Consider the following 24,272-nt stretch of genomic DNA (forward strand, 5'->3'; position numbering starts at 1 on the left):
TAGAACGGTGCGCGTCCGGCGACAAGCGATGACGTGGTGACCGGCGTCACATCACCAATTCGTACGATGCAAGTTGCCTGATTTGGGGTGAACTTCGGCACTGGTCGGGTTTTGAGCGTGCGTAGTCTGTGCGCCAGGACACCGGGGGAACCGGAATTCACCTGCCGCTTCCAGGCCACTCGCCTGCCCGAGGAGTAGTCGTTCGATGAGCGAGCACCGCCGCAAACCGTCGCAGCCCCAAGGTGGTGGGCGAGCCGCGGCTCGCCGGGCTGCCCAGCAGCGCCCCGGCCGGGGCGCCGGATCCGGACGTGACGTTCCCACCGCCTCGCCCAGCGGCCCGTACGCGGACCCCTCCGCGCACGGCAGCCGCGCCGAGGCCCGCCGCGCCGCCCAGAGAGGGACCGCCGGCCGCGGCAGAGGCTCAGGCCGCGCCGCGCGCGGCGGATCGGGGCGCCCGGACAAGCGCCTCGTCAACTACCCGCGGTCCGACCGGGACGGCTGGAAGCGCTTCGTGCCCTCCTGGAAGCTGGTGTCCGGCACGGCACTGGGCTTCTTCGCGGTCATCACCGCCGGAACGGGCATCGGCATCGCCATGGTGAGCACGCCCGACCCGCACAAGGCGGCCCAGGCGCAGAACAACGTCTTCGAATGGGCGGACGGCAGCCAGATGGTGGCGACCGGCGGTTCGATGAACCGCCAGATCGTCCCCATCTCCGACATCCCCCGGTCCATGAGGGACGCCGTGATCGCCGCGGAGAACGAGTCCTTCGAGACCGACAAGGGCGTCGACCCGATGGGCATCGGCCGCGCCGTGTGGAACATGGCCACCGGCGGCTCCACCCAGGGCGGCTCGACGATCACCCAGCAGTACGTGAAGAACACCTACCTGGACTCGGACCAGACGCTCAAGCGGAAGGTCACCGAGCTCTTCATCGCCATAAGGCTGGGTGTCTCCGAGGAGAAGGACACGGTCCTCGCGGGCTACCTCAACACCGCCTACTACGGCCGCGACGCCTACGGCATCCAGGCCGCGGCGCGGGCCTACTTCGGCAAGGACTGCAAGGACCTCAACCCCGCCGAGAGCGCCTTCCTGGCCTCCGTGCTCAAGGGTCCCAACCTGTACAACCCGGACGGCGGCATCGGCGCGGCCGCCACCCCCGCCCTCAACGAGCAGCGGGCCAGGAAGCGCTGGGCCTGGGTGCTCGACCGCGAGGTCGAGGTCGGCCGGATGGACAAGACCGAGCGCGCGAAGTACACGGACGCCGAGTTCCCCGCGCGCATCGAGTCGGAGCAGGCCCGCGGCATGACCGGCCAGATCGGCTACCTGGTCGACACGGCCAAGGCGTACGTGATGAAGACCGCGCGCATCACCGCCGACCAGATGGCCCTGGGCGGCTACACGATCAGGACCACCTTCGAGAAGCCGAGGGTCGACGCCCTGGCCAAGGCCGTCGAGGACACCCGCAACGAGTTCCTCGACGAGAAGAAGCGACCGGAGTTCGACACGTTCGTGCAGTTCGGCGCCTCCTCCGTGGACGTGAAGACCGGGAAGATCGTCGCGATCTACGGCGGGCCGGGCTGGGACCAGAAGTACTTCAGCAACAACGCCAACACCGGCGGTGTCCCGGTCGGCTCGACCTGGAAGCCGTACGTGCTGGCGGCGGCGATGGAGTACGGCACCCAGAACTCCAAGGGCCAGGGCATCTCGGTCGACAGCAAGTACCAGGCCAACGACCTCAGCGTGATCAACAACCGTGAGGGCAAGCCGCTGCGCGACGCCTCCGGCAACCCGTTCAAGCAGAAGAACGAGAGCCCCACCCCCTACGGCTACGTGACCCTCACCGAGGCGATGGAGAAGTCCATCAACGTCCCGTTCGCCCAGCTCGTCTTCGACGTCGGCCACGAGAAGGTGCGCAACGTGGCCAAGTCCACGGGCATCCTCGAAGAGTCGATGAACCCGAACAACGACGCCTCCTTCGCACTGGGCACCTCGACCCCCAGCGCCATCCGGATGGCCGACTCGTACGCCACCTTCGCCGCCTCCGGCATGCACCGCGAGCCGTTCTCCGTGACCGAGGTCAAGAAGAACGGCGACAAGGTGGCCGGGTTCGAGGCCCCCACGGCCCAGCGGGCCATGGACAACGCCGTCGCCGACAACGTCACCAAGGTCCTGGAGAACGTCGTCCAGAACGGCACCGGCACCAAGGCCAAGAAGCTGGGCCGGCCCGCCGCGGGCAAGACCGGTACCACCGACGAGAACAAGTCGGCCTGGTTCGTCGGCTACACCCCGGAGCTGTCCACCTCGGTGGTCCTCTTCCGCTCCAACCCGAATTCGAAGGACAAGGAGCTGCAGTCCATGAAGGGCGTGGGCGGCACCGACTCCATCCACGGTGGTGACATCCCGGCCGCCATCTGGACCGAGTACATGCGCGAGGCACTCAAGGGCGCCCCGGTCACGAAGTTCCCGGAGGCCGAGGAGCTCGGTGTGGTGGCCGACTCGGCGGGGGCGCCCTCCCCGACTCCCACGGCCCCCGTGTCGCCGTCCACGTCGCCCTCGGCCTCGCCGTCGAGCAGCCCGCCGCCGGTGTCCCCGACCCCGACGAAGGGCGGCAAGCCGTCCTGCAAGCCGTGGGAGCTGTACTGCGACCCGGCCACCAACGGCGGGAACACCAACGGCGGGACGAACGGCGGAACCAACGGAGGAACGGACGGCGGGAACGACGGCGGGATCATCGGAGGTCCCAGCGGTTCGCCGTCGCCGACGACCACCGGCAGGCCGGGCCGCCCGGGCGGCAGCACGGGCTGGCCCACCAGGGAGGACTGACCGGGCCCGCGAAGCGGATCGGGGGAAGGCCGTCGCACCCCGTGCGGCGGCCTTCCCCCATGCCCGGCCCGGTACGGCAGGATGAGCCCCATGACGAAGGTGCACGAGGACAGCCCCGTACTGCCCACCCAGCAGGACGAGGTCTCCGCAGCGGGCAGTGAGTTCCTCGGCGGCCCCATCGGCCGCCACGCCCGGCTCGGCGGCCACTGGCTGGGGCCCGTCCGCGTGGTGGCCCTGCTCGCCATCGGGGTGTTCGCGCTGGGCATGGTGCAGAAACTGCCCTGCTACGACTGGGCGTGGTTCCGCGGAGCGACTTCCCAGTACACCCACGCCTGCTATTCCGACATCCCGCACCTCTATGCCGTACGCGGCTTCGCCGACAACCTGACCCCGTACTTCGACCGGCTGCCCGGCGACATGGAGTACCTGGAGTACCCGGTGCTCACCGGGCTCTTCATGGAGATCGCCTCCTGGCTGACCCCCGGCAGCGGCTCCATGCAGCACCGCGAACAGATGTACTGGATGGTCAACGCGGGCATGCTGATGGCCTGCGCGGCCGTCATCGCCGTGTGCGTCGCCCGGACCCACCGCCGCCGCCCCTGGGACGCCCTGCTCTTCGCCCTCGCGCCGGCCTTCGCGCTGACCGCGACGATCAACTGGGACCTGCTGGCCATCGCCCTGACCGCAGCCGGAATGCTCATGTGGTCCCGGGGCCGGACGGTGCTCTTCGGCATCCTCATCGGCCTGGCCACCGCGGCGAAGCTCTACCCGGTGCTGCTGCTCGGCGTGCTGTTCGTGCTCTGCTGGCGGGCCGGGAAGTGGCGGGCCTTCGGTGCGGCGGTCCTCGGCGCGGCCGGGTCCTGGCTACTGGTGAACCTGCCCGTCATGGCCGGGGCCTGGCAGGGCTGGACGAAGTTCTACACCTTCAGCCAGGAACGGCCCATCGACTTCGGCTCCGTGTGGCTGCTGATCTCCCAGCGCTCGGGCAACCCCCTGGACGGCGCCAACACGTACGCGACGGGCCTGACGCTCCTGCTCTGCGGGGCCATCGGCCTGCTCACCCTGACCGCCCCGCGCCGGCCCCGCTTCGCCCAGCTGGCCTTCCTGGTCGTCGCCGCCTTCATCCTGGCCAACAAGGTCTACTCGCCGCAGTACGTCCTGTGGCTCATCCCGCTCGCGGCGCTGGCCCGGCCGCGCTGGCGCGACTTCCTGATCTGGCAGGCCACCGAGGTGGCGTACTTCTTCGGGATCTGGTTCTACCTGGCCTACACGAGCAGCGGGGACAAGCACCAGGGGCTGCCGACGGAGGGCTACCAGCTGGCGATCGCCGCCCACCTGCTGGGGACCCTCTACCTGTGCGCGGTCATCGTCCGCGACATCCTGATGCCCGAGCGGGACGTCGTGCGCCGGGACGGTTCGGACGACCCCTCGGGCGGGGTCCTGGACGAGGCCGAGGACGTGTTCGTACTGTCGGACGCGGCGAGGGCGCCGCGGTACGCGACGCCCTCGGACGGACAGCGGGTCGACTGGGGTACGGACTCCACGGACTCCAAGGTCTGACCGGGCCGCGCCGGCCGGCCGGGGACCGGCCGGCGGACGGGGTCAGGCGTCGAGCACCCGGTCGAACTGCGTGGTGGTGTGCCGCAGGTGTGCCACGAGCTCGTCGCCGACCTTGGGCTCGGGGGAGTCCGACGGCACGAACAGGATCGACACCTGCATGTGCGGCGGTTCCGCGAACCAGCGCTGCTTGCCCGCCCACACGAAGGGCGACAGGTTGCGGTTGACCGTCGCCAGGCCCGCCCGGGCGACACCCTTGGCCCGCGGCATCACGCCGTGCAGGGCCTTGGGGGCCTCCAGCCCCACTCCGTGCGACGTACCGCCGGCCACGACGACCAGCCAGCCGTCGGAGGCGGCCTTCTGCTGGCGGTAGCCGAAGCGGTCGCCCTTGGCCACGCGCGTGACGTCGAGGACCGCGCCGCGGTACTCCGTCGCGTCGTGGTCGCCCAGCCACAGCCGGGTGCCGATCCGCGCACGGAAGCGGGTCTGCGGGAACTGCTGCTGGAGGCGGGCCAGTTCCTCCGCCCGCAGGTGGCTGACGAACATGGTGTGCAGCGGCAGCCGGGCCGCGCGGAGCCGGTCCATCCAGCCGATGACCTCCTCGACGGCGTCCGAGCCGTCCGGGCGGTCCAGCGGCAGGTGCAGGGCGAAGCCCTCCAGCCGCACGTCCTCGATCGCCGCGTGCAGCTGGCCCAGGTCCTGCTCGGAGATTCCGTGGCGGCGCATCGAGCTCATGCACTCGATGACCACCCGGGCACCGACCAGACCGCGGACCCCGTCCAGCGAGGCCACCGAGCGGATGACCCGGTCGGGCAGCGGCACCGGGTCCTCACCCCGCCGGAAGGGGGTGAGGACGAGCAGGTCGCCGCCGAACCAGTCCTTGATGCTGGCGGCCTCGTACGTCGTGCCGACGGCCAGTACGTCGGCGCCCATCCGGGTCGCCTCCTCGCACAGGCGCTCGTGGCCGAAGCCGTACCCGTTGCCCTTGCAGACCGGGATCATCCCGGGGAACTGGTCCTGGATCTGCTTCTGGTGCGCACGCCAGCGCGCGGTGTCGACGTAGAGCGTGAGCGCCATGCCCGTCCGGAACCTCTCCTGAAAAGCTGCGGGTGCAGCGGTGCGTGGGTGGTGGGGTGGGGTCAGCGACGCGACATGTAGATGTCGAGCGCCTTGTGCAGCACCTTGTTGAGCGGGAAGTCCCACTCGCCGACGTACTCGACGGCCTCGCCGCCCGTGCCGACCTTGAACTGGATCAGTCCGAACAGGTGGTCGTTCTCGTCCAGCGTGTCAGAGATGCCGCGCAGGTCGTAGACGCTCGCGCCCAGTGCGTACGAGTCGCGCAGCATGCGCCACTGCATCGCGTTGGACGGGCGCACCTCGCGCTTGTGGTTGGCGGAGGCGCCGTACGAGTACCAGACGTGCTGGCCGACGGTGAGCATCGTGGCGGCGGCCAGCGGCTCCCCCTCGTGCTTGGCGATGTACAGCCGCATCCGGTTGGGGTCCTCGGAGTTGAGGGCCGTCCACTGCCGCTGGAAGTAGCTGAGCGGGCGCGGGCGGAACTTGTCGCGCTCGGCCGTGATCTCGTACAGGTGCTGCCAGGTCGGCAGGTCCTCGTAGCCGCCCTGGACGACCTCGACGCCGGCCTTCTCGGCCTTCTTGATGTTGCGGCGCCACAGCTGGTTGAAGCCCTTGAGGACGTCGTCCAGCGAGCGGTTGGCCAGCGGCACCTGGAAGACGTACCGGGGCTGGACGTCGCCGAACCCGGCGCCGCCGTCCTCGGCCTGCTGCCAGCCCATGCGGCGCAGCTTGTCGGACACTTCGAAGGCGCGCGGCTCGATGACCGAGGCCTCCACGTCGCGCAGGCGCTTGACGTCGGGGTCCTGGATTCCGGCCTTGATGGCGGCGGAGTTCCAGCGGCGGATGACGACGGGCGGACCCATCTTCACGGTGAAGGCGCCCTGGTTCTTGAGGTGCGCCAGCATCGGCTGGATCCACTCCTCCAGGTTCGGGGCGTACCAGTTGATGACCGGGCCCTCGGGGAGGTATGCGAGGTACCGCTTCACCTTGGGCAGCTGGCGGTACAACACCAGAGCCACACCGACGAGTTCGCCGGACTTGTCGAACCAGCCGAGGTTCTCCGAACGCCACTCGTTCTTGACGTCGGCCCATGCCGGGACCTGGCAGTGGCTAGCCGAAGGCAGGCTCTGGAGGTAGGCCAGATGCTGCTCTCGGCTGATGGTGCTCAGGGACAGGCTCATGCGGGGTGTCTCCTCCGGCGGCTTCGCTGGCTATGGCGCGAAGCCTACTGCGACAGGGGCGCCACCCATCTGGGGGACGGGCCGTGGGCCCGGGCCCGGAGTGAGCGGCGCTCCTGTCGCGGAGGTACCCCGGTCAGCCCAGCCAGCCGCCGAAGAGGCCGCCGTGCGCCATCCCGAGGAAGAAGCCGAAGGCCGATGCGCCAAGGCCGATGATCAGCGCGAAGCGCTCGCGTGTCGTGACGGAGATGAACTGTCCGTACGCGCCGGTGAGGATCCCGATCAGCCCGGCCCACGAGCTGAGCAGGTGCAGGTTGTGGAAGAACGCCGTGACGAACGCCACGGCGCCGAGGATCACGGTGGCCGCCATCAGGGTGTCCTGCAGCGGATGGGGCTTGCCGTCGGTCGAGAAGAGCGAGATCGGCGGGGGTGAGGACTGGGGTCGCATGGCCTGTGCCATCGGAAGGCACCTCCTGGCTGAGCAGAGCGGCGCTGCGGGGCCGCCTCCGGCAGGGGCCGGGGGCATAGCACCGAGCACACCCGATGGATACAGATTGTGTCCCCCTCCCGCCGGATTTCAACCGGAAGGAGTCGAGGAGGTAGTCTGTACAGCTGCGCGGTGTCTGATCTCGGACACCGTGCGCACGCATCACGACCCTCCTGCCACGGAACGACCGTGGCCGCTGAGTCCAAAGGAGGTGGGTTCCACATGCGTCACTACGAAGTGATGGTCATCCTCGACCCCGATCTCGAGGAGCGCGCTGTCTCCCCGCTGATCGAGAACTTCCTCTCCGTCGTCCGTGAGGGCAACGGAAAGGTCGAGAAGGTCGACACCTGGGGCCGTCGTCGTCTCGCTTACGAGATCAAGAAGAAGCCCGAGGGCATCTACTCGGTCATCGACCTTCAGGCCGAGCCTGCGGTCGTCAAGGAGCTTGACCGACAGATGAACCTGAACGAGTCGGTTCTCCGGACCAAGGTCCTTCGCCCCGAGACCCACTGAACTTCGGTTCAGCGGTAATCGGGATCGAGTAGCACAGCAGCCCAGCAGCAATCCCCGCCGAGAGGTTCATCCATGGCAGGCGAGACCGTCATCACGGTCGTCGGCAATCTCGTCGACGACCCCGAGCTGCGCTTCACCCCCTCGGGTGCGGCGGTCGCGAAGTTCCGTGTCGCGTCCACCCCCCGCACCTTCGACCGCCAGACCAATGAGTGGAAGGACGGCGAGAGCCTGTTCCTGACCTGCTCGGTGTGGCGGCAGGCGGCGGAGAACGTCGCCGAGTCCCTTCAGCGGGGCATGCGCGTCATCGTGCAGGGCCGGCTGAGGCAGCGGTCGTACGAGGACCGTGAGGGTGTCAAGCGCACGGTCTACGAGCTGGACGTCGAGGAAGTCGGCCCCAGCCTGAAGAACGCCACGGCCAAGGTCGCCAAGACCACCGGTCGCGGTGGCCAGGGTGGATACGGCGGCGGTGGCGGTCAGCAGCAGCAGGGCGGCGGCGGTGGCTGGGGCGGAGCCCCCAGCGGCGGCGCCCCGCAGGGCGGCGGAGCTCCCTCCGACGACCCGTGGGCGTCCAGCGCGCCTGCCGGCGGCCAGCAGCAGCAGGGCGGCGGCGGTGGCGGCTGGGGCGGAAGCTCCGGCGGCTCCGGCGGTGGCTACTCGGACGAGCCGCCCTTCTAGGGCAGCTCGCATCCAAACTTCTTGATCACACAGGAGAGACACAATGGCGAAGCCGCCTGTGCGCAAGCCTAAGAAGAAGGTCTGCGCGTTCTGCAAGGACAAGACCGCGTACGTGGACTACAAGGACACGAACATGCTGCGGAAGTTCATTTCCGACCGCGGCAAGATCCGTGCCCGCCGCGTTACCGGCAACTGCACGCAGCACCAGCGTGACGTCGCCACGGCCGTGAAGAACAGCCGTGAGATGGCACTGCTGCCCTACACGTCCACCGCGCGATAAGGAAAGGGTGACCGACTAATGAAGATCATCCTGACCCACGAGGTTTCTGGCCTCGGTGCCGCCGGCGATGTCGTCGACGTCAAGGACGGTTACGCTCGCAACTACCTGGTCCCGCGTGGTTTCGCGATCCGCTGGACCAAGGGTGGCGAGAAGGACGTGGCGCAGATCCGCCGCGCCCGCAAGATCCACGAGATCGCGACCATCGAGCAGGCCAATGAGGTCAAGGCCAAGCTCGAGGGCGTGAAGGTCCGTCTGGCCACCCGCGCGGGTGACGCCGGTCGTCTCTTCGGTTCCGTTACCCCGGCCGACATCGCCACGGCGATCGAGTCCTCGGGCGGCCCGAAGGTCGACAAGCGCCGCGTGGAGCTGGGCTCCCCGATCAAGACCCTCGGTTCGTACCAGGTCTCCGTGCGTCTGCACGCCGACGTGGCCGCGAACGTGGGCATCGAGGTCGTCGCCGCCTAAGGGCCGCGTACACGAAGGGCCGCACCCCGCTGGGGTGCGGCCCTTCGTCGTCGGGCGATGTTTCACGTGAAACATGCGCGGCGTCCGCGGTGTGTTTCACGTGAAACAACCGTCTAGCGGGTCGCCCCCGCCACCAGCCACCGGCCCGAGCGGGCGCGCAGCTGGAGGGTGACCATCCGGACCAGCATCATCAGCGTCATGGCCCACCAGAGCGTCGTCAGGCCGCCTCCCACCGCCGGTACCAGGAGCGCCGCCGGGGTGAACACGGCCAGCGTCACGAGCATCGCCCGGGCCAGGTAGCGCCCGTCGCCCGCGCCCATCAGCACCCCGTCGAGGACGAAGACGATGCCGGAGACGGGCTGGGAGAGCGCGACGACCAGCAGCGCGGGCAGCAGGGCGTCCTCGACCGCCGGGTCGCTGGTGAAGAGCGGGATGAACACGGGGCGCGCCAGGACGACCAGCAGTCCGAGCACGGTCCCCGACACGATCCCCCACTGCACCATGCGCCGGCACACGGCCTTGGCTCCGTCGGTGTCCCCCGCGCCCAGGTAGCGGCCGATGATCGCCTGACCGGCGATCGCGATGGCGTCCAGGGCGAAGGCGAGCAGGCTCCACAGGGACAGCAGGATCTGGTGGGCGGCGATGTCGGCGTCGCCGAGACGGGCGGCCACGGCGGTCGCGATCATCAGGACGGCGCGCAGGGACAGGGTGCGGACCAGTAGGGGGGCGCCGGCCTGGGCGCAGGCCCGGATCCCCGCGAGGTCGGGCCGCAGGGAGGCCTCGTGCCGCCGGGCTCCGCGTACGACCACGACGAGGTAGGCGGCAGCCATGGCGCACTGGGCGATCACCGTGCCCCAGGCGGAGCCGGCGATGCCGAGGTCCGCACCGTAGACGAGCAGGACGTTCAGGCCCCCGTTGAGGGCGAAGCCCCCGACGGCGACGTAGAGCGGCGTACGGGTGTCCTGGAGGCCGCGCAGGACGCCGGTGGCGGCCAGGACCACGAGCATGGCCGGGATGCCGAGTGCGGAGATCCTCAGGTAGGTGATCGCGTACGGGGCGACCGTGTCGGAGGCCCCGAAGACGGAGACCAGCCAGGGGGCGGTGGGCAGGACCACGGCGATGACTGCCGCGCCGAGCAGGAGGGCGAGCCAGATGCCGTCCATGCCCTGCCGGATGGCTGCCTGCAGGTCGCCCGCTCCGACCCTGCGGGAGACGGCCGCGGTGGTGGCGTAGGCGAGGAAGACGAAGACGCTCACGGCGGTGGTGAGCAGAGCCGCGGCGATACCGAGGCCCGCCAGCTGGGGCGTCCCGAGGTGCCCGACGATGGCGCTGTCGGCCATCACGAAGAGGGGCTCGGCGACGAGGGCGCCGAAGGCGGGGACGGCGAGTGCGAAGATCTCCCGGTCGTGCCGTCTCGGCGCAGCCTTCGGTGCTGCGGGGGCCTGTGTCATGTGCTCAATCTAATCTTCCACAGGTAATGGATACAAGCCCCTTGGGATCCTTACCAACGCGCTGACTTGCAGGTTCCTCCCCACCCGTTGGAGGCGATCTTGAGACAGTGGCCAAGATTTTTCCGCACAGGTCTGATCCGGCGAGGAAATCCCAGGTCAGATGGGGTGGGAGGGTGGGGCGGGTGATTTTGTCCACAGCGTCGTCCCCCGGTCCGTGCACAGCTTCCGGGGACTTACCCACAGCATTGACGCCGTCGTCCACACCTCATCCACACAGCCTGTGGATAACAAGATTGGCTGACGCCGCCGTCGGCCCTACCGTGGTGCGTTGCCCGACTCGCCGACAGCCGGTTCGGGTGCCCCAAATGTCAGAGCCGTGTCGTAGAAAAAGAGTGGCACGGCGAGGTCCGCGTTGCGGACGGGAGGAGGCGGCCCGGTGAGCATGCCCGAGCCCATGGACGACCCCTGGGCCGACAGCGGTCCAGGTGACCGTCTGCCGCCCCGTCCCCGCCGGGGCGGCGAGGGCCGCGGCCGTGGTGACGACCAGCAGGACCGGGGCCGCGAGGGCGGCTCCTGGGACGGTGGCGGCGCCGGCGGCGGCTTCGAGCGCGTCCCCCCGCAGGACCTCGACGCCGAGCAGTCGGTGCTCGGCGGCATGCTGCTGTCCAAGGACGCGATCGCCGATGTCGTCGAGGTCCTCAAGGGCCACGACTTCTACCGGCCCTCGCACGAGACGATCTACCAGGCCATCCTCGACCTGTACGCCAAGGGAGAGCCGGCCGACCCGATCACCGTCGGCGCCGAGCTGACCCGGCGCGGGGAGATCAGCAAGGTCGGCGGGGCCTCGTACCTGCACACCCTCGTTCAGTCGGTCCCGACGGCGGCGAACGCCGAGTACTACGCGGAGATCGTCCACGAGCGAGCCGTCCTGCGCCGCCTGGTCGCGGCCGGTACGAAGATCACGCAGATGGGCTACGCGGCCGACGGGGACGTCGACGAGATCGTCAACAGCGCTCAGGCCGAGATCTACGCGGTCACCGAGCAGCGGACCTCCGAGGACTACCTGCCGCTCGGCGACATCATGGAGGGTGCCCTCGACGAGATCGAGGCGATCGGCTCGCGCAGCGGCCAGATGTCCGGTGTGCCGACCGGCTTCACCGACCTCGACTCGCTGACCAACGGCCTGCACCCCGGCCAGATGATCGTCATCGCCGCCCGCCCCGCCATGGGAAAGTCCACGCTCGCACTGGACTTCGCACGCGCCTGCTCCATCAAGAGCAACCTGCCGAGCGTGATCTTCTCCCTCGAAATGGGGCGCAACGAGATCGCGATGCGCCTGCTCTCGGCGGAGGCCCGGGTGGCCCTGCACCACATGCGCTCGGGCACGATGACGGACGACGACTGGACCCGGCTCGCCCGGCGGATGCCGGACGTGTCCGCCGCCCCGCTCTACATCGACGACTCTCCGAACCTGTCGATGATGGAGATCCGGGCCAAGTGCCGTCGGCTCAAGCAGCGCAACGACCTCTCGCTCGTGGTCATCGACTACCTCCAGCTGATGCAGTCGGGTGGCTCGCGCCGTCCCGAGAGCCGTCAGCAGGAGGTCTCGGACATGTCCCGAAACCTCAAGCTGCTGGCGAAGGAGCTCGAGGTCCCCGTGATCGCGCTGTCCCAGCTGAACCGTGGTCCCGAGCAGCGCACCGACAAGAAGCCCATGGTCTCCGACCTGCGTGAGTCGGGCTCCATCGAGCAGGACGCGGACATGGTGATCCTGCTGCACCGCGAGGACGCCTACGAGAAGGAGTCCCCCCGCGCCGGTGAGGCCGACCTGATCGTGGCGAAGCACCGTAACGGCCCCACGGCGACGATCACCGTCGCCTTCCAGGGCCACTATTCGCGGTTCGTGGACATGGCCAACACGTAGCATCCGATCATGGATGAGCTCTCTGAGGACCTGGAACTTCTTCCCGCCACCCGGCGTGCGCTGCGCCACCGGATCGCCGTCGCGCAGAGCGAGGGCCGCGCGCCGTCCGTCGTGGCGGCCGTCCTGCGGGGCGGGGAGGTGGTCTGGGAGGGCTCCCGGACCTCGGTGGAGGGCCACGGACCGGACGGGGACGTCCAGTACCGGATCGGGTCGATCACCAAGACCTTCACCGCCGTTCTGGTGATGCGGCTGAGGGACGAAGGCCTGCTGGGGCTCACGGACCCCCTGGAGACGCATCTGCCCGGTACCGGCGTGGGCGAGGTGACCATCGCCCAACTGCTGGCCCACACCGGGGGCCTGGCGGCGGAGACGCCCGGCGAGTGGTGGGAGCGTACTCCCGGTGCGCTGCGGCCCGAGCTGGCCGACGTGCTGGGCGAGGAGCCGCGCCGACATGAGCCCGGAATCCGGCACCACTACTCCAACCCCGGTTACACGCTGCTGGGTTCGCTGGTCGAGGCGCTGCGCGGAAAGCCGTGGGAAGAGGTCCTGCGGGACGAGGTGCTGGAGCCGCTGGGGCTGGACCGGACGAGCGGGTCGCCGCAGGCCCCGCACGCGGGCGGCTGGGCGGTGCACCCGTGGGCGGACCTGATGATGCCCGAGCCGCTGGAAGACCTGGGGCTGATGGCTCCGGCCGGTCAGCTGTGGTCCACGACAAGGGACTTGGCGAGGTTCGCGGACTTCCTGCTGCGTGGTGACGAGCGGGTGCTGGCCGCCGATTCCGTACGGGAGATGCGCACGTCGGCCGCGCCGCCCGAGCCGGGCCTCGCCGACTCCGGCTACGGGCTGGGGATGCAGCTGATGGCCCAGGGCGGGCGCCGGCTCGCGGGGCACAGCGGATCGCTGCCGGGGTTCGTCGCGGGGTTGTGGCTGAGCGAGGCGGACGACGTGGCGGCGGTGGTGCTGGCGAACTGCACCTCGGGGCTGCCGGCCGCGTCGGTGGCCGCGGATCTGGTGGCGGTCGTCGCGGACGCCGAGCCGCGCTTCCCTCGGCCGTGGCGGCCGTTCACGGAGGCCGACCAGGTGCCTCTGGAGGTGTGCGGGCCCTGGTACTGGGGGACTTCGGCCCAAGTGGTGCGATTGAAGGCGGACGGATCGCTGGAGCTGGGACCGGTGGGCGCGACGGGGCGTTCCGCGCGTTTCCGGGCGGAGCCGGACGGTACGTGGACGGGCCTGTCCGGGTACTACGCGGGGGAGACGCTGCGGGCGGTGCGTCGCGCCGACGGCTCGGTGAGCCACCTCGACCTGGCGTCCTTCGTGTTCACGCGCGAGCCGTACGACGCCGGGGCCCCGGTACCCGGCGGGGTGGACCCGCAGGGCTGGCGGGGCATCGGCTGACGGCCCGGCTCAGGCGGTGAGTTCGCGCTCCAGCGGGGTGCGGAAGCGCGGGGTGACGCGAGCCTCGCCCAGCCAGGCGGTGAGGCGGGCGGCCTCGGCGGTGATCGCCTTCTCGGCCGCTCGGCCCGGCTCCGTCAGCAGCCTCCAGACGATCTCACCGTCGCCGCGCTGGGCCCAGCCGCCCACGATCTCGCCGTTCCACCACACCGTGGGGCCGATGTTGCCGGCGTAGTCGAAGAGGGCGGGCCGGTGGGCCGGGTCGAGGTGGAAGCCGCGGTCGGCCCAGCCCATGCCGCTGGGGTCGAGGCCGGGGAGCAGGGCGGCCCAGGGCTCCGGGGCGGGTTCGGGCGCGGTGTCCCCGGGTCTGACGAGGGCGGTGGTCCCGTCCTCCAGGCGCACCTGGTCGGGGCCCACGGCCGCGAGGGCCTTGCGGACGTCGCCGAGGGTCCAGCCGGTCCACCACTTGAGGTCGGCCTCGGTGGCCGGCCCGTACGCGTGCAGCCAGCGGCGGGCGATCTCGGCGCGGGCCTCGGCCGCGGGCACGGGGGGTCAGGGTTCGGTGTGGACCCAGCGGAACTGGCTGGAGGTCCACGAGCCGCGCGGGCGGTCGCGGCGGATCCGCCCGTCGGCGGCCAGCAGACGGATGACCCGGGTCGCGACGCCCGTCTCCGTCTCGTACTTCTTGCCCCTGCTGATGGTGATCTTTTGGCGCAGGGCCGGCACGGCCGCGGACAACTGGCTGCCGGTGCAGGGCCCGTGGCTGTCGAGGACGTCGAGGGCCGCGGCCTCGGCCAGGGCCAGCCAGGCGGCGTCCAGCCCCTGCCCGTCCTCGTCGAGGTGCTTGAGGAGGCTGCGGCGCTCCTTGGCGGCGATGGCGCGGGCGGTGGAGGAGTCTACGTGCGGGGCGAGGCCGGTCGAGACGGCGAAGAGCGTGTTGCGCATGCTCAGCAGGCGGACGAGGCTCACGTCCTCGTAGAGCCCCCGCTCGATGGTGTCCGAGCCGCCCGTGGTGAGCCGGGCTCGGGTGGAGAGGAAGACGGTCGCGGCGTCGGTGGCGTGCAGGGCGACGACCGCGTCGGCGGCCTCGGGAACAGTGGCGGCACGGGTCGAGGGAGCCAGGCGGTGGCGTCGGCCGAGCCGGTGGCGGCGCTCGGCGGTGGTGACGAGGGGCAGGCTGGGGCTCATCCTCCCGATCGTAGGCCGGGCCGCTGACACGGCGGCCCGGCCTGCGGTCACGGCCGTCAGAGCTGGAGTTTGAACCCCACGTGGGAGGCGGCGAAGCCGAGCCGCTCGTAGAAGCGGTGGGCGTCGGTGCGGGTGGCGTCCGAGGTGAGCTGGACGATGTCGCAGTTCTCGGCACGGGACTTATCGATCGCCCATTCGACGAAGCGGGTGCCCAGGCCGCTTCCGCGCTCGTCGGCGTGGACGCGGACGCCCTCGATGATGGAGCGCGTGGAGCCCTTGCGGGACAGCCCCGGCACGATCGTCAGCTGCAGCGTGCCCACGACGCGTTCCGCACGGACGGCCACGACGAGGTGCTGGTTCGGGTCCTCGGCCAGGCGTTTGAAGGCCGAGAGGTAGGGGGTGAGGTCCTCCGGCGATTCCCGGGTGGCGCCGAGGGGGTCGTCGGCCAGCATGGCGACGATGGCGGGCAGATCGGCCTCGGCGGCGGGACGGATGGCCAGTTCGGGGGCGTCGGTCACGGTGGGGTGTTCCCTTCTCAGCCGGCGGCCACGGTGAGCGGCGCCCAGCGGCGGCTCCAGTCGCCGGGCAGACCCGCGATGTCCCGGGTCATGACGGCGTTGAAGGCCACGGAGCCGAGGCCGCGGTCCTTGAGCCAGGAGACGAGCTCCTCGTGGCGGACGTCGACGTCGGTGCGCAGCGGCCGGTCGGTGGTGGCCGCGAGCGCGGTGACCAGGGCCTGGGCTCCGGCGGTGTCACGGGCGATCAGCGGGCCGATGACATGGGTCTCCATGTTGGGCCAGATCGCGGCGTAGCCGGTGAGGGCGCCGGTCCGGTCCTCGGCGACGAGCAGCCGGTCGGTGAAGGCGGGGAGCCGGGTGATGATGTGGGTCCGGTCGGTGCCGAAGACCTCGGTGTCCAGCCGCAGGATCCGCGGCAGATCCTCGGCGGTGGCGGGCCGGACGGTGCTGCCGGCGGCGGCCGCGGCCGCCGTGTCGGGGCGGAAGACGCCCTTCAGCATCTCGGCGCGGCCGGTGGTCTCGAAGCCGAGCTCCTCGTAGAGCGGGCGTCCGTACGGCGTCGCGTGCAGGGTGAGGGGGATGCCCTTGAGGACGTCGTCGCAGATGTGCGTCATCAGGCGGCGGCCCAGTCCCCGGCGGGCGTATCGGTCGGCGACGAGGACCATGCCGATGGCGGCGAGTTCCGGTTCGGCGCGGGTGCCGCCGTAGCCGGTGACGACGCAGGCGGCGGCCAGTCCCCGCCCGTCCGGGGCGTCTATTCCGTAGCCGTTTCCGGCGGCGAGGAGCAGCCCCCATTTGTGGTCCTCGCGGGGCCAGCCGCGGTCTTCGGAGAGGTCGGCGCAGTGGCGGAGATCGTCCGCGGTCAGCGCTCGGATCGGCAGCTCGGTGAGGTGTGGAGGTGTCACCGACTCAGACTGGATCATGGGGTCGGGAGCCGTCCAGAGGATTTGGGAGGGATGTTTCACGTGAAACATCCCTCCCTTTCTCCCGGGACCGGCCGGAAGGTGCGTCGGTGAAGCCGATCGGTGTTTCACGTGAAACAGCAGCATGTTTCACGTGAAACATGCTGCTGTGTGTGAAGCAGACCCTTTAGCCTCGATTGCTATGGCCCTTCTGCATCTCTTCGACCTCGACGGCACCCTCATGTTCGGCTCCGCGGCGCCGGTCGAGATTTCCCGGCAGCTCGGACTGAGCGCCGAGATCGCCGAACTGGAGCGGGCGTTCAGCACGCTCGAGATCGGGCCGCAGGAGTTCTCGGTGGCCGCCCACGCGCTGTGGTCGGAGCTGACGCCCGCACACGTCCGGGCGGCGTTCGACGGTTCTCCGTGGCTGGCGGGCATCCAGGAGGTGTGGCGGGAGATCCGGGAGCGCGGGGACTACTGCGCGGTGATCTCCCTGTCCCCGTCCTTCTTCGTGGAACTGCTGCTGGAGTGGGGGGCGCACGCAGCCCACGGTTCCCTGTACCCGCAGGTGCCGTTCGTGGGACCCATGGAGGTGTCGGGGATCCTGACGCCCGAGGGCAAGGTCACGGTGGCGGACCGGCTGTGCGAGCGGTTCGGGGTGAGCCGGAGTGACTGCGTCGCCTACGGGGACTCGATGACCGACGCGGTGCTCTTCGAGGTGGTGCCGGTCTCGGTGGCGGTCAACGCGCGGCCGTATCTGGCGGAGCGTGCCACGCACGTCTACGAGGGCCGGGACCTCCGGGAGGCATATCAGCTCGCAGGGATGCCACGCCCGGAAGTTGCGGCATCTTAAGAGGAAAGTGGGTTCGAAACGCGGATTTCCCGCATTTCCCCGCAGGCCTCCGGAGCGGCTGGCACGCTGTAAACCCCGGAACCACGGATTCACAGACCGTGGCGTGTGCAACCGACCGAGATGTTCGAAGCGAGGCACCGCATGGACGCTCCGCCCACCAGATCGGCCAGACGGGGGACGGCCCGGATACCCGTCGAGGGGGGTGCGGCCGAGCCCTCGCCGGATGCCGTGCTCATCCGCCGGACCCTCGCGGAGATCGCACCCGTCGCCGACAAGGTGACCTCGTACTTCTACGCCCTGGTGTTCACCGGACACCCCGAAGTGCGCGGCATGTTCCCCGCCGCCATGGACGTTCAGCGCGACCGGCTGCTGAAGGCCCTGCTGACGGCGGCCGAGCACATCGACAACCCCGAGGTGCTCACGCCCTTTCTGCGGCGGCTGGGCACGGGCCACCGCAAGTACGGCACCATGGCGGGCCACTATCCCGTGGTGGGCGAGGCCCTCATCGGTGCGCTGGCCCGGTACGCGGAAGCGACCTGGGGGCCGGAGACCGAGGCGGCGTGGGTACGCGCCTACACCGCGATCTCCCAGATCATGATCGACGCGGCGGCCGAGGACGAGGCCGGCCGCCCGCCGTGGTGGCAGGCGGAGGTGGTCTCGCACGATCTGCGCACATCCGACATCGCCGTGCTGACCGTCCGCCCCGACCAGCCGTACGCCTTCCTGGCCGGCCAGTACACCAGCGTGGAGACCCCCTGGTGGCCCCGGGTGTGGCGGCACTACTCCTTCGCCTCGGCGCCGCGCGCCGACGGCCTGCTGTCCTTCCACGTCAAGGCCGTCCCCGCGGGCTGGGTATCCAACGCGCTGGTGCGCCACGCCCGGCCGGGGGACGTCCTGCGCCTCGGGCCGCCGGCCGGGTCGATGGTCGTGGACCACACGACGGACAACGGGATGCTGTGCCTGGGCGGCGGGACCGGGATCGCCCCGATCAAGGCGCTGATCGAGGACGTGGCCGAGCACGGCGAGCGGCGGCCGGTGGAGGTCTTCTTCGGGGCCCGCAGCGACCACGACCTGTACGACAAGGACACGCTGCTCGGGTTGCAGCGCTCGCACCCCTGGCTGTCGGTGCGCCCGGTGGTCGGGGACTGGCTCGCCGGGCAGCTGCCGCAGGCGGTCGGCGAGAACGGGCCGTGGAGTTCGTACGACGCGTTCATATCCGGGCCGCCCGCGATGATCCGCAGCGGGGTCGACGAGCTCAAGAGGATCGGCATCCCCGGCGAGCGGATCCGGCACGACGCGGTGGAGGAGCTGGTGGGCGTGGCCGGCTGAGACCGGCGGGCGTGCCCGCCGGTCCCGGCCGGGGGCTCAGCCCAGGTCGGGGGCGTGCATGGCGCGTACGCCCTCGATGTTCCCGTCGAGGTAGTGCCGCAGGGACAGCGGGACGAGATGGACGGCGGCGATGCCCACCCTGCTGAAGGGCACGCGGACGATCTCGTACTCGCCTTCGGGCTGGTCGATCTCGGGGCCGTGCCGTTGGCTGGGGTCCATGGATTCGAGGTGGCAGACGAAGAAGTGCTGCACCTTCACGCCGGTGACTCCCCCGTCGGCGATGTGCTCGACGGTGTCGACGAAGCAGGGCACTACATCGGTGATCTTCGCGCCGAGTTCTTCGTGGACCTCCCGGTGGAGGGCGTCGACGACGGTTGCGTCCGAGGACTCCACTCCGCCGCCTGGGGTGAGCCAGTAGGGATCGACGCCGGGCTTGGTGCGCTTGATGAGGATCAGGTCGTCACCGTCGAGCAGGATCGCGCGGGCGGTGCGTTTGACCACGGGACGTTCGGTCATGGGAGAAGAGTGGCCCACGGCTCCCCTTCTGAAACGCGCCAGAGGCCGAAAAGCGGGGCTCACCAGCGTGCGGCGGCGTGCAGCAGCCGCTCGTGCGCGCGGGCGAGATGGGCCAGGGACAGGCTGCCGGCCCGTACGACGAGGAACCAGGTGCGCAGCGGGGGCACGGGGGGCTCCGCGAGGGCCACGATCCGGCCGCTGCCGAGGGCGTCCTGGCACAGGTAGCGGGGCAGGACGGCGAACCCGGCACCGGACTGCACGCATTCCAGTACGGCCCGCAGATCGGGCACGACCACGGTGGCGGCGGCGTCAACGGCGTCGGGCCTGCTGTCGAAGACGGCGGCCCAGTAGCGGGTGACCAGGGGCAGGCTCTCGTGGACCTCGACGAACGGAATGCCCGTGAGGGCGGCGGGACCCGCTTCGCGGAGCTGGTCCGTGCCGACCAGGGCGGCCCAGTACGGCGCGGCGACCAGCACGAGCTCCTCGTCCCACAGGGCGGAGACGGTGAAGAGCCCGCCCCGGGGGTGGGCCGTGGTGACCACGAGGTCGTGGTGGCCGGCGGCGAGCCCGTCCAGGGTCTCCTCGGCGCCGGTCTGGAGCGCGGCGCGCAGGGTGTGGCCCTGGCCGACCAGGGACGCGAGCGCGGGCAGCACGCGCAGGCACAGGAACTCGGGAGGCCCGGCGACGTGCAGGGTGCGCGAGGCCCCGGCTGCCTCCCGCTCGGCCTCGGTGATCCGCAGCAGCGCGTCGAGGTGCGGCGCGGCCTTGTGGGCGAGCTCGTCGCCCACGGCGGTCGGCGTGACCCCGCGGGCCCGGCGGTGGAACAGAGGGCGGCCCAGCTGCCGTTCGAGGGTGCGGATCTGGGAGGTGACGGCGGGCTGGGACAGCCCCAGGAGCGCGGCGGCCCGGGTGAAGGAGCCCGCCCGGTGGACGGCGACGAAGGTGCGCAGCAGGGCCAGGTCCATCGCGGCACCTCTCGGTGGGGGCTTCAACTATAAATATGCCGATAGCCACCTGTCGTTACCGTGATTGGACTCTGACGCAGAGTCAACTAGCCTTGTCACGTGGTTCTTCGCCGGCAGAACCCAGGGCGGTCCGAGCCACGAGGGGGGAGGCTCGGACCGCCGTTCCACGGGCCCCGCCGACCTCAGCCGGCCATGCCGGCCGCGCGGTCGAGGGCCCGCAGGACGTCCGCGACCAGGTCTTCCGTGTCCTCCGCGCCGGCCGAGAAGCGGATGAACCCCTCCGGCACGGCGTCCCCGCCCCACCGCCCGCGCCGCTCGGCGGTGGACCGTACCCCGCCGAAGCTCGTCGCGTCCTCCACCAGCTGGAGGGCCGCCATGAAGCGTTCGGCGTGCGCGCGGTCGGGCAGCGTGAAGGAGACCACCGACCCGAAGCCCCGCATCTGGCGGGCGGCCGTCTTGTGCGACGGGTCCGAGGCCAGGCCCGGGTAGCGCAGCCCGGTGACGTCGGCGCGGTCGGCCAGGGCCTCGGCGACGGCCAGCGCGTTGGCCCACTGGCGCTGCGCGCGCAGTTGGATGGTGGCCAGGGAGCGGTGGGCGAGCCAGGCCTCCATCGGGCCGGGGATCGCACCGACGATCTTGCGCCACTGCCGGACCCGGGCCGCGAGTTCCGGGTCGCGGCAGACGACGTAGCCGAGCAGCACGTCGCCGTGTCCGGTCAGGCCCTTGGTGCCGCTGGCGACCGAGAAGTCCGCGCCGAGCTCGAGCGGTCGCTGGCCGAGCGGGGTGGCCAGGGTGTTGTCGACGGCGACCAGGGTCCCGCCGGCATGTGCCGCCTCCACGAGGCGGCGTACGTCGCACACGTCGAGCCCGGGGTTGGAGGGGGTCTCGATCCACAGCATCCGGGCCCCGTCGAGCACCGAGAGCTGGGCGTCGTCCCCGGTCGGGGCGGTGCGCACGCGGATTCCGTAGGCCTCGAGCTGCTCCCGCAGCAGGGGCAGCGCCTGGTAGCCGTCGTCGGGCAGGACCACCGTGTCGCCCGTGCGCGCCTGGGAGAGCAGGACGGCGGAGACCGCGGCCATGCCGGAGGCGAAGACGACGGTGTGCACGTCCTGGCCGGGGGCTTCCAGCTCTCCGACGGCCCGTTCCAGGAGGGTCCAGGTCGGATTGGTGTCGCGGCCGTAGGTGTACGGGCCTTCCACGTCGCCGGGGAGGTGGAAGTGGGCGGCGAAGACCGGTCCCGGCAGGGTCGGCTCATTCTTGACGGGTTCGGGCAGCCCGGCCCGGACGGCCCGGGTGCCGTCGCCGGCCCGGGCGGTGTCGTACGTGTCCTCGTTCATGCGGTGTGCTCCTTCACGGCCCCTCGTACGGCGTCCAGCAGGCCCGGAACTGCCGGGCCCGGTGGGGCTGGTCGTGTGCGGCCCGTTCAGTTCTTGTCGGGCAGGACCATGTTCACGGCCCAGGAGACGATGGAGATGATCAGGCCGCCGAGGACCGCGGTCCAGAATCCGTCGACGTGGAAACTGAGGTCCAGCTGCTTGGCCAGCCACGAGGTCAGCAGCAGCATCAGGGCGTTCACCACCAGGGTGAACAGGCCGAGGGTGAGGATGAACAGGGGCAGCGAGAACAGCTTCACCACGGGCTTGACGATGAAGTTGACCAGGCCGAAAACGAGGGCGACGAGCAGCAGCGTGATCGTCCTGCGGCCCAGGCTGCTCCCGTCGTCGAGGGAGATGCCGGCGAGCAGCCAGATGGCGACGGCCAGGGCCGCCGCGTTGGCGAGCGTCTTGACTACGAAATTCGTCATGTGTCTGATCGTGGCAGAGAAGATCCCGGTGGGACATCCGCAGATCAGCGGATGCGAGGGAACGATCGAGTACAAGGGGCACAACAACGATGAAAGCCTTCCGGCTTGACGAACTCGAAGCGGAGCGGGCCGCCAACGACGGCGCCTATCTGCAGTTCGTGCGCGAGCGGAACATGTCGGTCGGGCTGTACGCGCTCGACGTCGGGCAGAGCGATCCGCAGCAGCCGCACCGTCAGGACGAGGTGTACTTCGTCGTGAGCGGCCGGGCCTCGATCACGGTCGGGGAGGAGACGACGACCGTGGCGCGCGGCAGTGTCGTGTACGTCCCGGCGGGGGTGCCGCACAAGTTCCACCACATCAGCGAGGACCTGCGGGTGATGGTGGTGTTCTCCCCGCCGGAGGGCTGAGCGGCTGCCCGCCGGTGAGGGTCGCGGCCCCGGGCCCCCTAGGGGGCGGATCAGGGGACTCCGGGGGCTCGCGGGCCCCCGCCCGGGTCCGCCGCCTCCTAGCATCGGGAGCAGGAAGTCACGGACGAGGAAGACGAGGAAGAGGTCGCAGACATGGACGGCATCCGAGAGGTATTCGCAGGCATGCCCTGGTGGGTCAAGTGGGTCGCGGTCCCGCTGCTGGCGCTGTTCGTCTTCGGTGGTGTGATCACGAGCATCCTGGGTGCGCTGATCTCGATCGTCTTCAAGCTGCTCCTCTTCGTGGGCCTCGTCGGCGGTCTGGTGTTCGTGGTGAAGAAGTTCAGCGGCCGCGGCGCGAAGTCCTCCTCCTCCGGTGAGTGGTAGACGGAGCCGGCCCGGACACGTCCGGATTGGGCCAGTCGGGGGAACGTGCCGGGCGAAACCGCTCACAGCACAGGAACCGGCGGATACAGTGGCAATCTGTGCCGTCCCCTGGGCACCGACTGCCGGTACTACTGCTCTGAACCGCCGCTATCCCAAGTGAGTGCCGAGCACGACCACCCCCAGGAGTACGGCATAAGCGGGGGTGGCCCCCGCAGGGCGGGCCCCCACAGCCCGCCGCCACGCCTGGGGGTGAGCTTTGTCTTCGGTTCACAACGCCGGAGTGCCGACTCTCATCGGTTCGGTACAGCGGGCGCTGAGGCTGCTCGAAGCGGTGGGCGCGCATAGCGAGGGAGCTCCGGCGAAACAGCTGGCGCGCGAGGCCGGGCTCCCGCTTCCCACCGCGTACCACCTGCTGCGCACGCTGACCCACGAGGGCTATCTGCGCAGAGAGAGCGGAGTCTTCGTACTGGGCGCCGCGGCCGGTCGGCTGGCCGGTGGCGGACTCCAGCAGAAACGTCGCAGCATGATCCTCGACTCGCTCGCGCACTTCCGCGACGCCGTCGGGGCCCCCGTCTACTTCGCGATGTTCCGCGAGGGTGAGATCGAGGTCGTGGGCGTCTCGGACACCCCGGCCAACCCGGCCTGCGAGGAATGGGCCGATTTCCGCGCGACCGGCCACGCGCACGCCATCGGGCAGTGCCTGCTCGGCCAGCTCGACGAGAAGACGCGCAAGGACTATTACGACCGGCATCCGGTCGAGGCCATCACCCCTTATACGGTGCCGGACCAAAGGTCACTGGAACACCGGATCGGGTCCTTGCAGCGGATGCAGCCTGTAACCGAACGCCTAGGAATATGCCTTGGGCACGGTATGCGCCGCGATCCCCATTACCGCGGGCGATGCCGCCGCGACCATGGCGATTTCTCTACCCTTGCACCAAGAGGAAAGATTGCCCTGTGTAGTCGATCGGCTACGGAGTGAAGTAGGCGCGCTGTTGAGCACCCTCTCGTTCTCTATCAGTATCTGAAAACTCACTCCTTGTGATCTGCTAGCGCTTCCACCACCCTTGTCAAGAAGGCCCTGGGGGCCATTCCTGGCCACTTCCACTACAGCGGGGTAGGCAATGCGCGAGTCGGTACAGGCAGAGGTCATGATGAGCTTCCTCGTTTCCGAGGAGCTCTCGTTCCGGATCCCGGTGGAACTCCGGTACGACGCTCGTGATCCCTACGCAGTCCGCCTTACCTTCCACCTTCCCGGAGACGCGCCCGTGACCTGGGCGTTCGGCCGGGAACTGCTCCTCGACGGCATCAACAAGCCGTGCGGTGACGGCGATGTGCACATCGCCCCCACCGATCCCGAGGACCTGTCCGATGTCCACATCCGCCTCCAGGTCGGCGGTGACCGCGCTCTGTTCCGCGCCGGCGCCGCGCCGCTCGTCGCGTTCCTCGACCGCACCGACCGGCTCGTACCGCTCGGTCAGGAGCGGAACCTGGGCGACTTCGAGGAGAACCTCGACGAGGCCCTCGGCAAGATCCTGGCCGAATCCCGGCAGAACGAGCAGAACGCGGGCTGACCCGGCACC

The 24,272-nt window shown here is 70.2% G+C and carries 23 protein-coding genes and 2 pseudogenes; 14 read left to right on the plus strand and 11 right to left on the minus strand.

Annotated elements, in window-relative coordinates; genetic code table 11:
* The first annotated feature begins 205 nt into the window (after window positions 1–205).
* Together ACTVZO_RS21620 and ACTVZO_RS21625 are read left to right on the plus strand one after the other, a co-directional pair.
* Window positions 206–2,824 carry a transglycosylase domain-containing protein gene (locus ACTVZO_RS21620; RefSeq protein WP_443299955.1) on the plus strand — a complete coding sequence of 873 codons (2,619 nt, stop codon included), beginning with the start codon at window positions 206–208 and terminating at the stop codon, window positions 2,822–2,824.
* A 90-nt stretch (window positions 2,825–2,914) separates the two neighbouring features.
* The gene (locus ACTVZO_RS21625; RefSeq protein ID WP_443299956.1) at window positions 2,915–4,384 is read left to right on the plus strand and encodes a glycosyltransferase family 87 protein; all 1,470 of its coding nucleotides are present in this window, start codon (window positions 2,915–2,917) and stop codon (window positions 4,382–4,384) included.
* Between the two features lie 42 nt (window positions 4,385–4,426).
* On the opposite strand, the gene ACTVZO_RS21630 is transcribed toward ACTVZO_RS21625, so the two are convergent.
* The 3 genes from ACTVZO_RS21630 to ACTVZO_RS21640 form a co-directional block, all read right to left on the minus strand.
* Window positions 4,427–5,458, minus strand: coding sequence for an alanine racemase (locus ACTVZO_RS21630; RefSeq protein WP_443299957.1), 1,032 nt, complete (start codon window positions 5,456–5,458; stop codon window positions 4,427–4,429).
* Window positions 5,459–5,520: 62 nt separating this feature from the next.
* Window positions 5,521–6,639 carry a lipid II:glycine glycyltransferase FemX gene (locus ACTVZO_RS21635; RefSeq protein WP_361750171.1) on the minus strand — a complete coding sequence of 373 codons (1,119 nt, stop codon included), beginning with the start codon at window positions 6,637–6,639 and terminating at the stop codon, window positions 5,521–5,523.
* 133 nt (window positions 6,640–6,772) lie between these two features.
* Window positions 6,773–7,096 (minus strand): hypothetical protein, encoded by a 324-nt coding sequence (locus tag ACTVZO_RS21640; protein WP_443299958.1) that lies wholly within the window; start codon window positions 7,094–7,096, stop codon window positions 6,773–6,775.
* Window positions 7,097–7,345: 249 nt separating this feature from the next.
* On the opposite strand from ACTVZO_RS21640, the gene rpsF reads away from it, so the two are divergent.
* From rpsF to rplI, 4 genes are all read left to right on the plus strand, one after another.
* Window positions 7,346–7,636 (plus strand): 30S ribosomal protein S6, encoded by a 291-nt coding sequence (gene rpsF, locus ACTVZO_RS21645; RefSeq protein ID WP_004950685.1) that lies wholly within the window; start codon window positions 7,346–7,348, stop codon window positions 7,634–7,636.
* 72 nt (window positions 7,637–7,708) lie between these two features.
* Window positions 7,709–8,311, plus strand: coding sequence for a single-stranded DNA-binding protein (locus ACTVZO_RS21650; protein WP_384226758.1), 603 nt, complete (start codon window positions 7,709–7,711; stop codon window positions 8,309–8,311).
* Window positions 8,312–8,354: 43 nt separating this feature from the next.
* Window positions 8,355–8,591, plus strand: coding sequence for a 30S ribosomal protein S18 (rpsR, locus tag ACTVZO_RS21655; RefSeq protein ID WP_005315025.1), 237 nt, complete (start codon window positions 8,355–8,357; stop codon window positions 8,589–8,591).
* Between the two features lie 18 nt (window positions 8,592–8,609).
* On the plus strand, window positions 8,610–9,056 hold the full coding sequence (gene rplI, locus ACTVZO_RS21660; RefSeq protein ID WP_030008386.1) for a 50S ribosomal protein L9: 447 nt from the start codon (window positions 8,610–8,612) through the stop codon (window positions 9,054–9,056).
* A gap of 113 nt (window positions 9,057–9,169) precedes the next feature.
* Here rplI and ACTVZO_RS21665 read toward each other — a convergent pair whose 3' ends face one another.
* Window positions 9,170–10,507: an MATE family efflux transporter gene (locus ACTVZO_RS21665; RefSeq protein ID WP_443299959.1), complete on the minus strand. Its 1,338-nt coding sequence runs from the start codon at window positions 10,505–10,507 to the stop codon at window positions 9,170–9,172.
* 442 nt (window positions 10,508–10,949) lie between these two features.
* Between ACTVZO_RS21665 and dnaB the strand changes: the two genes are divergently transcribed.
* Both dnaB and ACTVZO_RS21675 read left to right on the plus strand, forming a co-directional pair.
* Entirely contained in the window at window positions 10,950–12,431 is a 1,482-nt protein-coding gene (dnaB, locus tag ACTVZO_RS21670; protein WP_443303238.1) for a replicative DNA helicase, read from the plus strand.
* 9 nt (window positions 12,432–12,440) lie between these two features.
* Window positions 12,441–13,826 (plus strand): serine hydrolase domain-containing protein, encoded by a 1,386-nt coding sequence (locus ACTVZO_RS21675; RefSeq protein ID WP_443299960.1) that lies wholly within the window; start codon window positions 12,441–12,443, stop codon window positions 13,824–13,826.
* Between the two features lie 9 nt (window positions 13,827–13,835).
* On the opposite strand, the pseudogene ACTVZO_RS21680 reads toward ACTVZO_RS21675, so the two are convergent.
* The 3 genes and pseudogenes from ACTVZO_RS21680 to ACTVZO_RS21690 all read right to left on the minus strand — a co-directional run bounded on the left by ACTVZO_RS21680 (window position 13,836) and on the right by ACTVZO_RS21690 (window position 16,434).
* Window positions 13,836–15,011, minus strand: a pseudogene (locus ACTVZO_RS21680) (winged helix DNA-binding domain-containing protein).
* 56 nt (window positions 15,012–15,067) lie between these two features.
* Window positions 15,068–15,529: a GNAT family N-acetyltransferase gene (locus ACTVZO_RS21685; protein WP_443299961.1), complete on the minus strand. Its 462-nt coding sequence runs from the start codon at window positions 15,527–15,529 to the stop codon at window positions 15,068–15,070.
* 17 nt (window positions 15,530–15,546) lie between these two features.
* A complete protein-coding gene (locus ACTVZO_RS21690; RefSeq protein WP_443299962.1) occupies window positions 15,547–16,434 on the minus strand; it encodes a GNAT family N-acetyltransferase in 888 nt (295 codons plus the stop codon).
* A gap of 199 nt (window positions 16,435–16,633) precedes the next feature.
* Here ACTVZO_RS21690 and ACTVZO_RS21695 point away from each other — a divergent pair, with 199 nt between their 5' ends.
* Together ACTVZO_RS21695 and ACTVZO_RS21700 are read left to right on the plus strand one after the other, a co-directional pair.
* Complete coding sequence (locus ACTVZO_RS21695; protein WP_443299963.1) at window positions 16,634–17,284, plus strand: HAD family hydrolase; 651 nt, start codon at window positions 16,634–16,636, stop codon at window positions 17,282–17,284.
* A 141-nt stretch (window positions 17,285–17,425) separates the two neighbouring features.
* Window positions 17,426–18,613: a globin domain-containing protein gene (locus tag ACTVZO_RS21700; protein ID WP_443299964.1), complete on the plus strand. Its 1,188-nt coding sequence runs from the start codon at window positions 17,426–17,428 to the stop codon at window positions 18,611–18,613.
* Between the two features lie 36 nt (window positions 18,614–18,649).
* Here ACTVZO_RS21700 and ACTVZO_RS21705 read toward each other — a convergent pair whose 3' ends face one another.
* The 4 genes from ACTVZO_RS21705 to ACTVZO_RS21720 all read right to left on the minus strand — a co-directional run bounded on the left by ACTVZO_RS21705 (window position 18,650) and on the right by ACTVZO_RS21720 (window position 21,898).
* On the minus strand, window positions 18,650–19,129 hold the full coding sequence (locus ACTVZO_RS21705) for an NUDIX domain-containing protein (RefSeq protein ID WP_384226778.1): 480 nt from the start codon (window positions 19,127–19,129) through the stop codon (window positions 18,650–18,652).
* Window positions 19,130–19,188: 59 nt separating this feature from the next.
* Entirely contained in the window at window positions 19,189–20,094 is a 906-nt protein-coding gene (locus ACTVZO_RS21710) for a LysR family transcriptional regulator (RefSeq protein WP_443299965.1), read from the minus strand.
* Window positions 20,095–20,276: 182 nt separating this feature from the next.
* Complete coding sequence (locus ACTVZO_RS21715; RefSeq protein WP_443299966.1) at window positions 20,277–21,431, minus strand: cystathionine gamma-lyase; 1,155 nt, start codon at window positions 21,429–21,431, stop codon at window positions 20,277–20,279.
* An 86-nt stretch (window positions 21,432–21,517) separates the two neighbouring features.
* A complete protein-coding gene (locus ACTVZO_RS21720; RefSeq protein WP_443299967.1) occupies window positions 21,518–21,898 on the minus strand; it encodes a phage holin family protein in 381 nt (126 codons plus the stop codon).
* An 89-nt stretch (window positions 21,899–21,987) separates the two neighbouring features.
* Here ACTVZO_RS21720 and ACTVZO_RS21725 point away from each other — a divergent pair, with 89 nt between their 5' ends.
* The 4 genes and pseudogenes from ACTVZO_RS21725 to ACTVZO_RS21740 all read left to right on the plus strand — a co-directional run bounded on the left by ACTVZO_RS21725 (window position 21,988) and on the right by ACTVZO_RS21740 (window position 24,263).
* The gene (locus tag ACTVZO_RS21725) at window positions 21,988–22,305 is read left to right on the plus strand and encodes a cupin domain-containing protein (RefSeq protein ID WP_443299968.1); all 318 of its coding nucleotides are present in this window, start codon (window positions 21,988–21,990) and stop codon (window positions 22,303–22,305) included.
* 153 nt (window positions 22,306–22,458) lie between these two features.
* Window positions 22,459–22,689 carry a DUF5326 family protein gene (locus ACTVZO_RS21730; RefSeq protein ID WP_384226790.1) on the plus strand — a complete coding sequence of 77 codons (231 nt, stop codon included), beginning with the start codon at window positions 22,459–22,461 and terminating at the stop codon, window positions 22,687–22,689.
* 256 nt (window positions 22,690–22,945) lie between these two features.
* Window positions 22,946–23,717 (plus strand): annotated as a pseudogene (locus ACTVZO_RS21735) (IclR family transcriptional regulator).
* Between the two features lie 96 nt (window positions 23,718–23,813).
* Complete coding sequence (locus ACTVZO_RS21740; protein WP_443299969.1) at window positions 23,814–24,263, plus strand: SsgA family sporulation/cell division regulator; 450 nt, start codon at window positions 23,814–23,816, stop codon at window positions 24,261–24,263.
* Window positions 24,264–24,272: the final 9 nt, after the last annotated feature.

This window comes from Streptomyces sp. IBSNAI002 (genome assembly GCF_052244475.1).
Classification (GTDB): Bacteria; Actinomycetota; Actinomycetes; order Streptomycetales; family Streptomycetaceae; genus Streptomyces.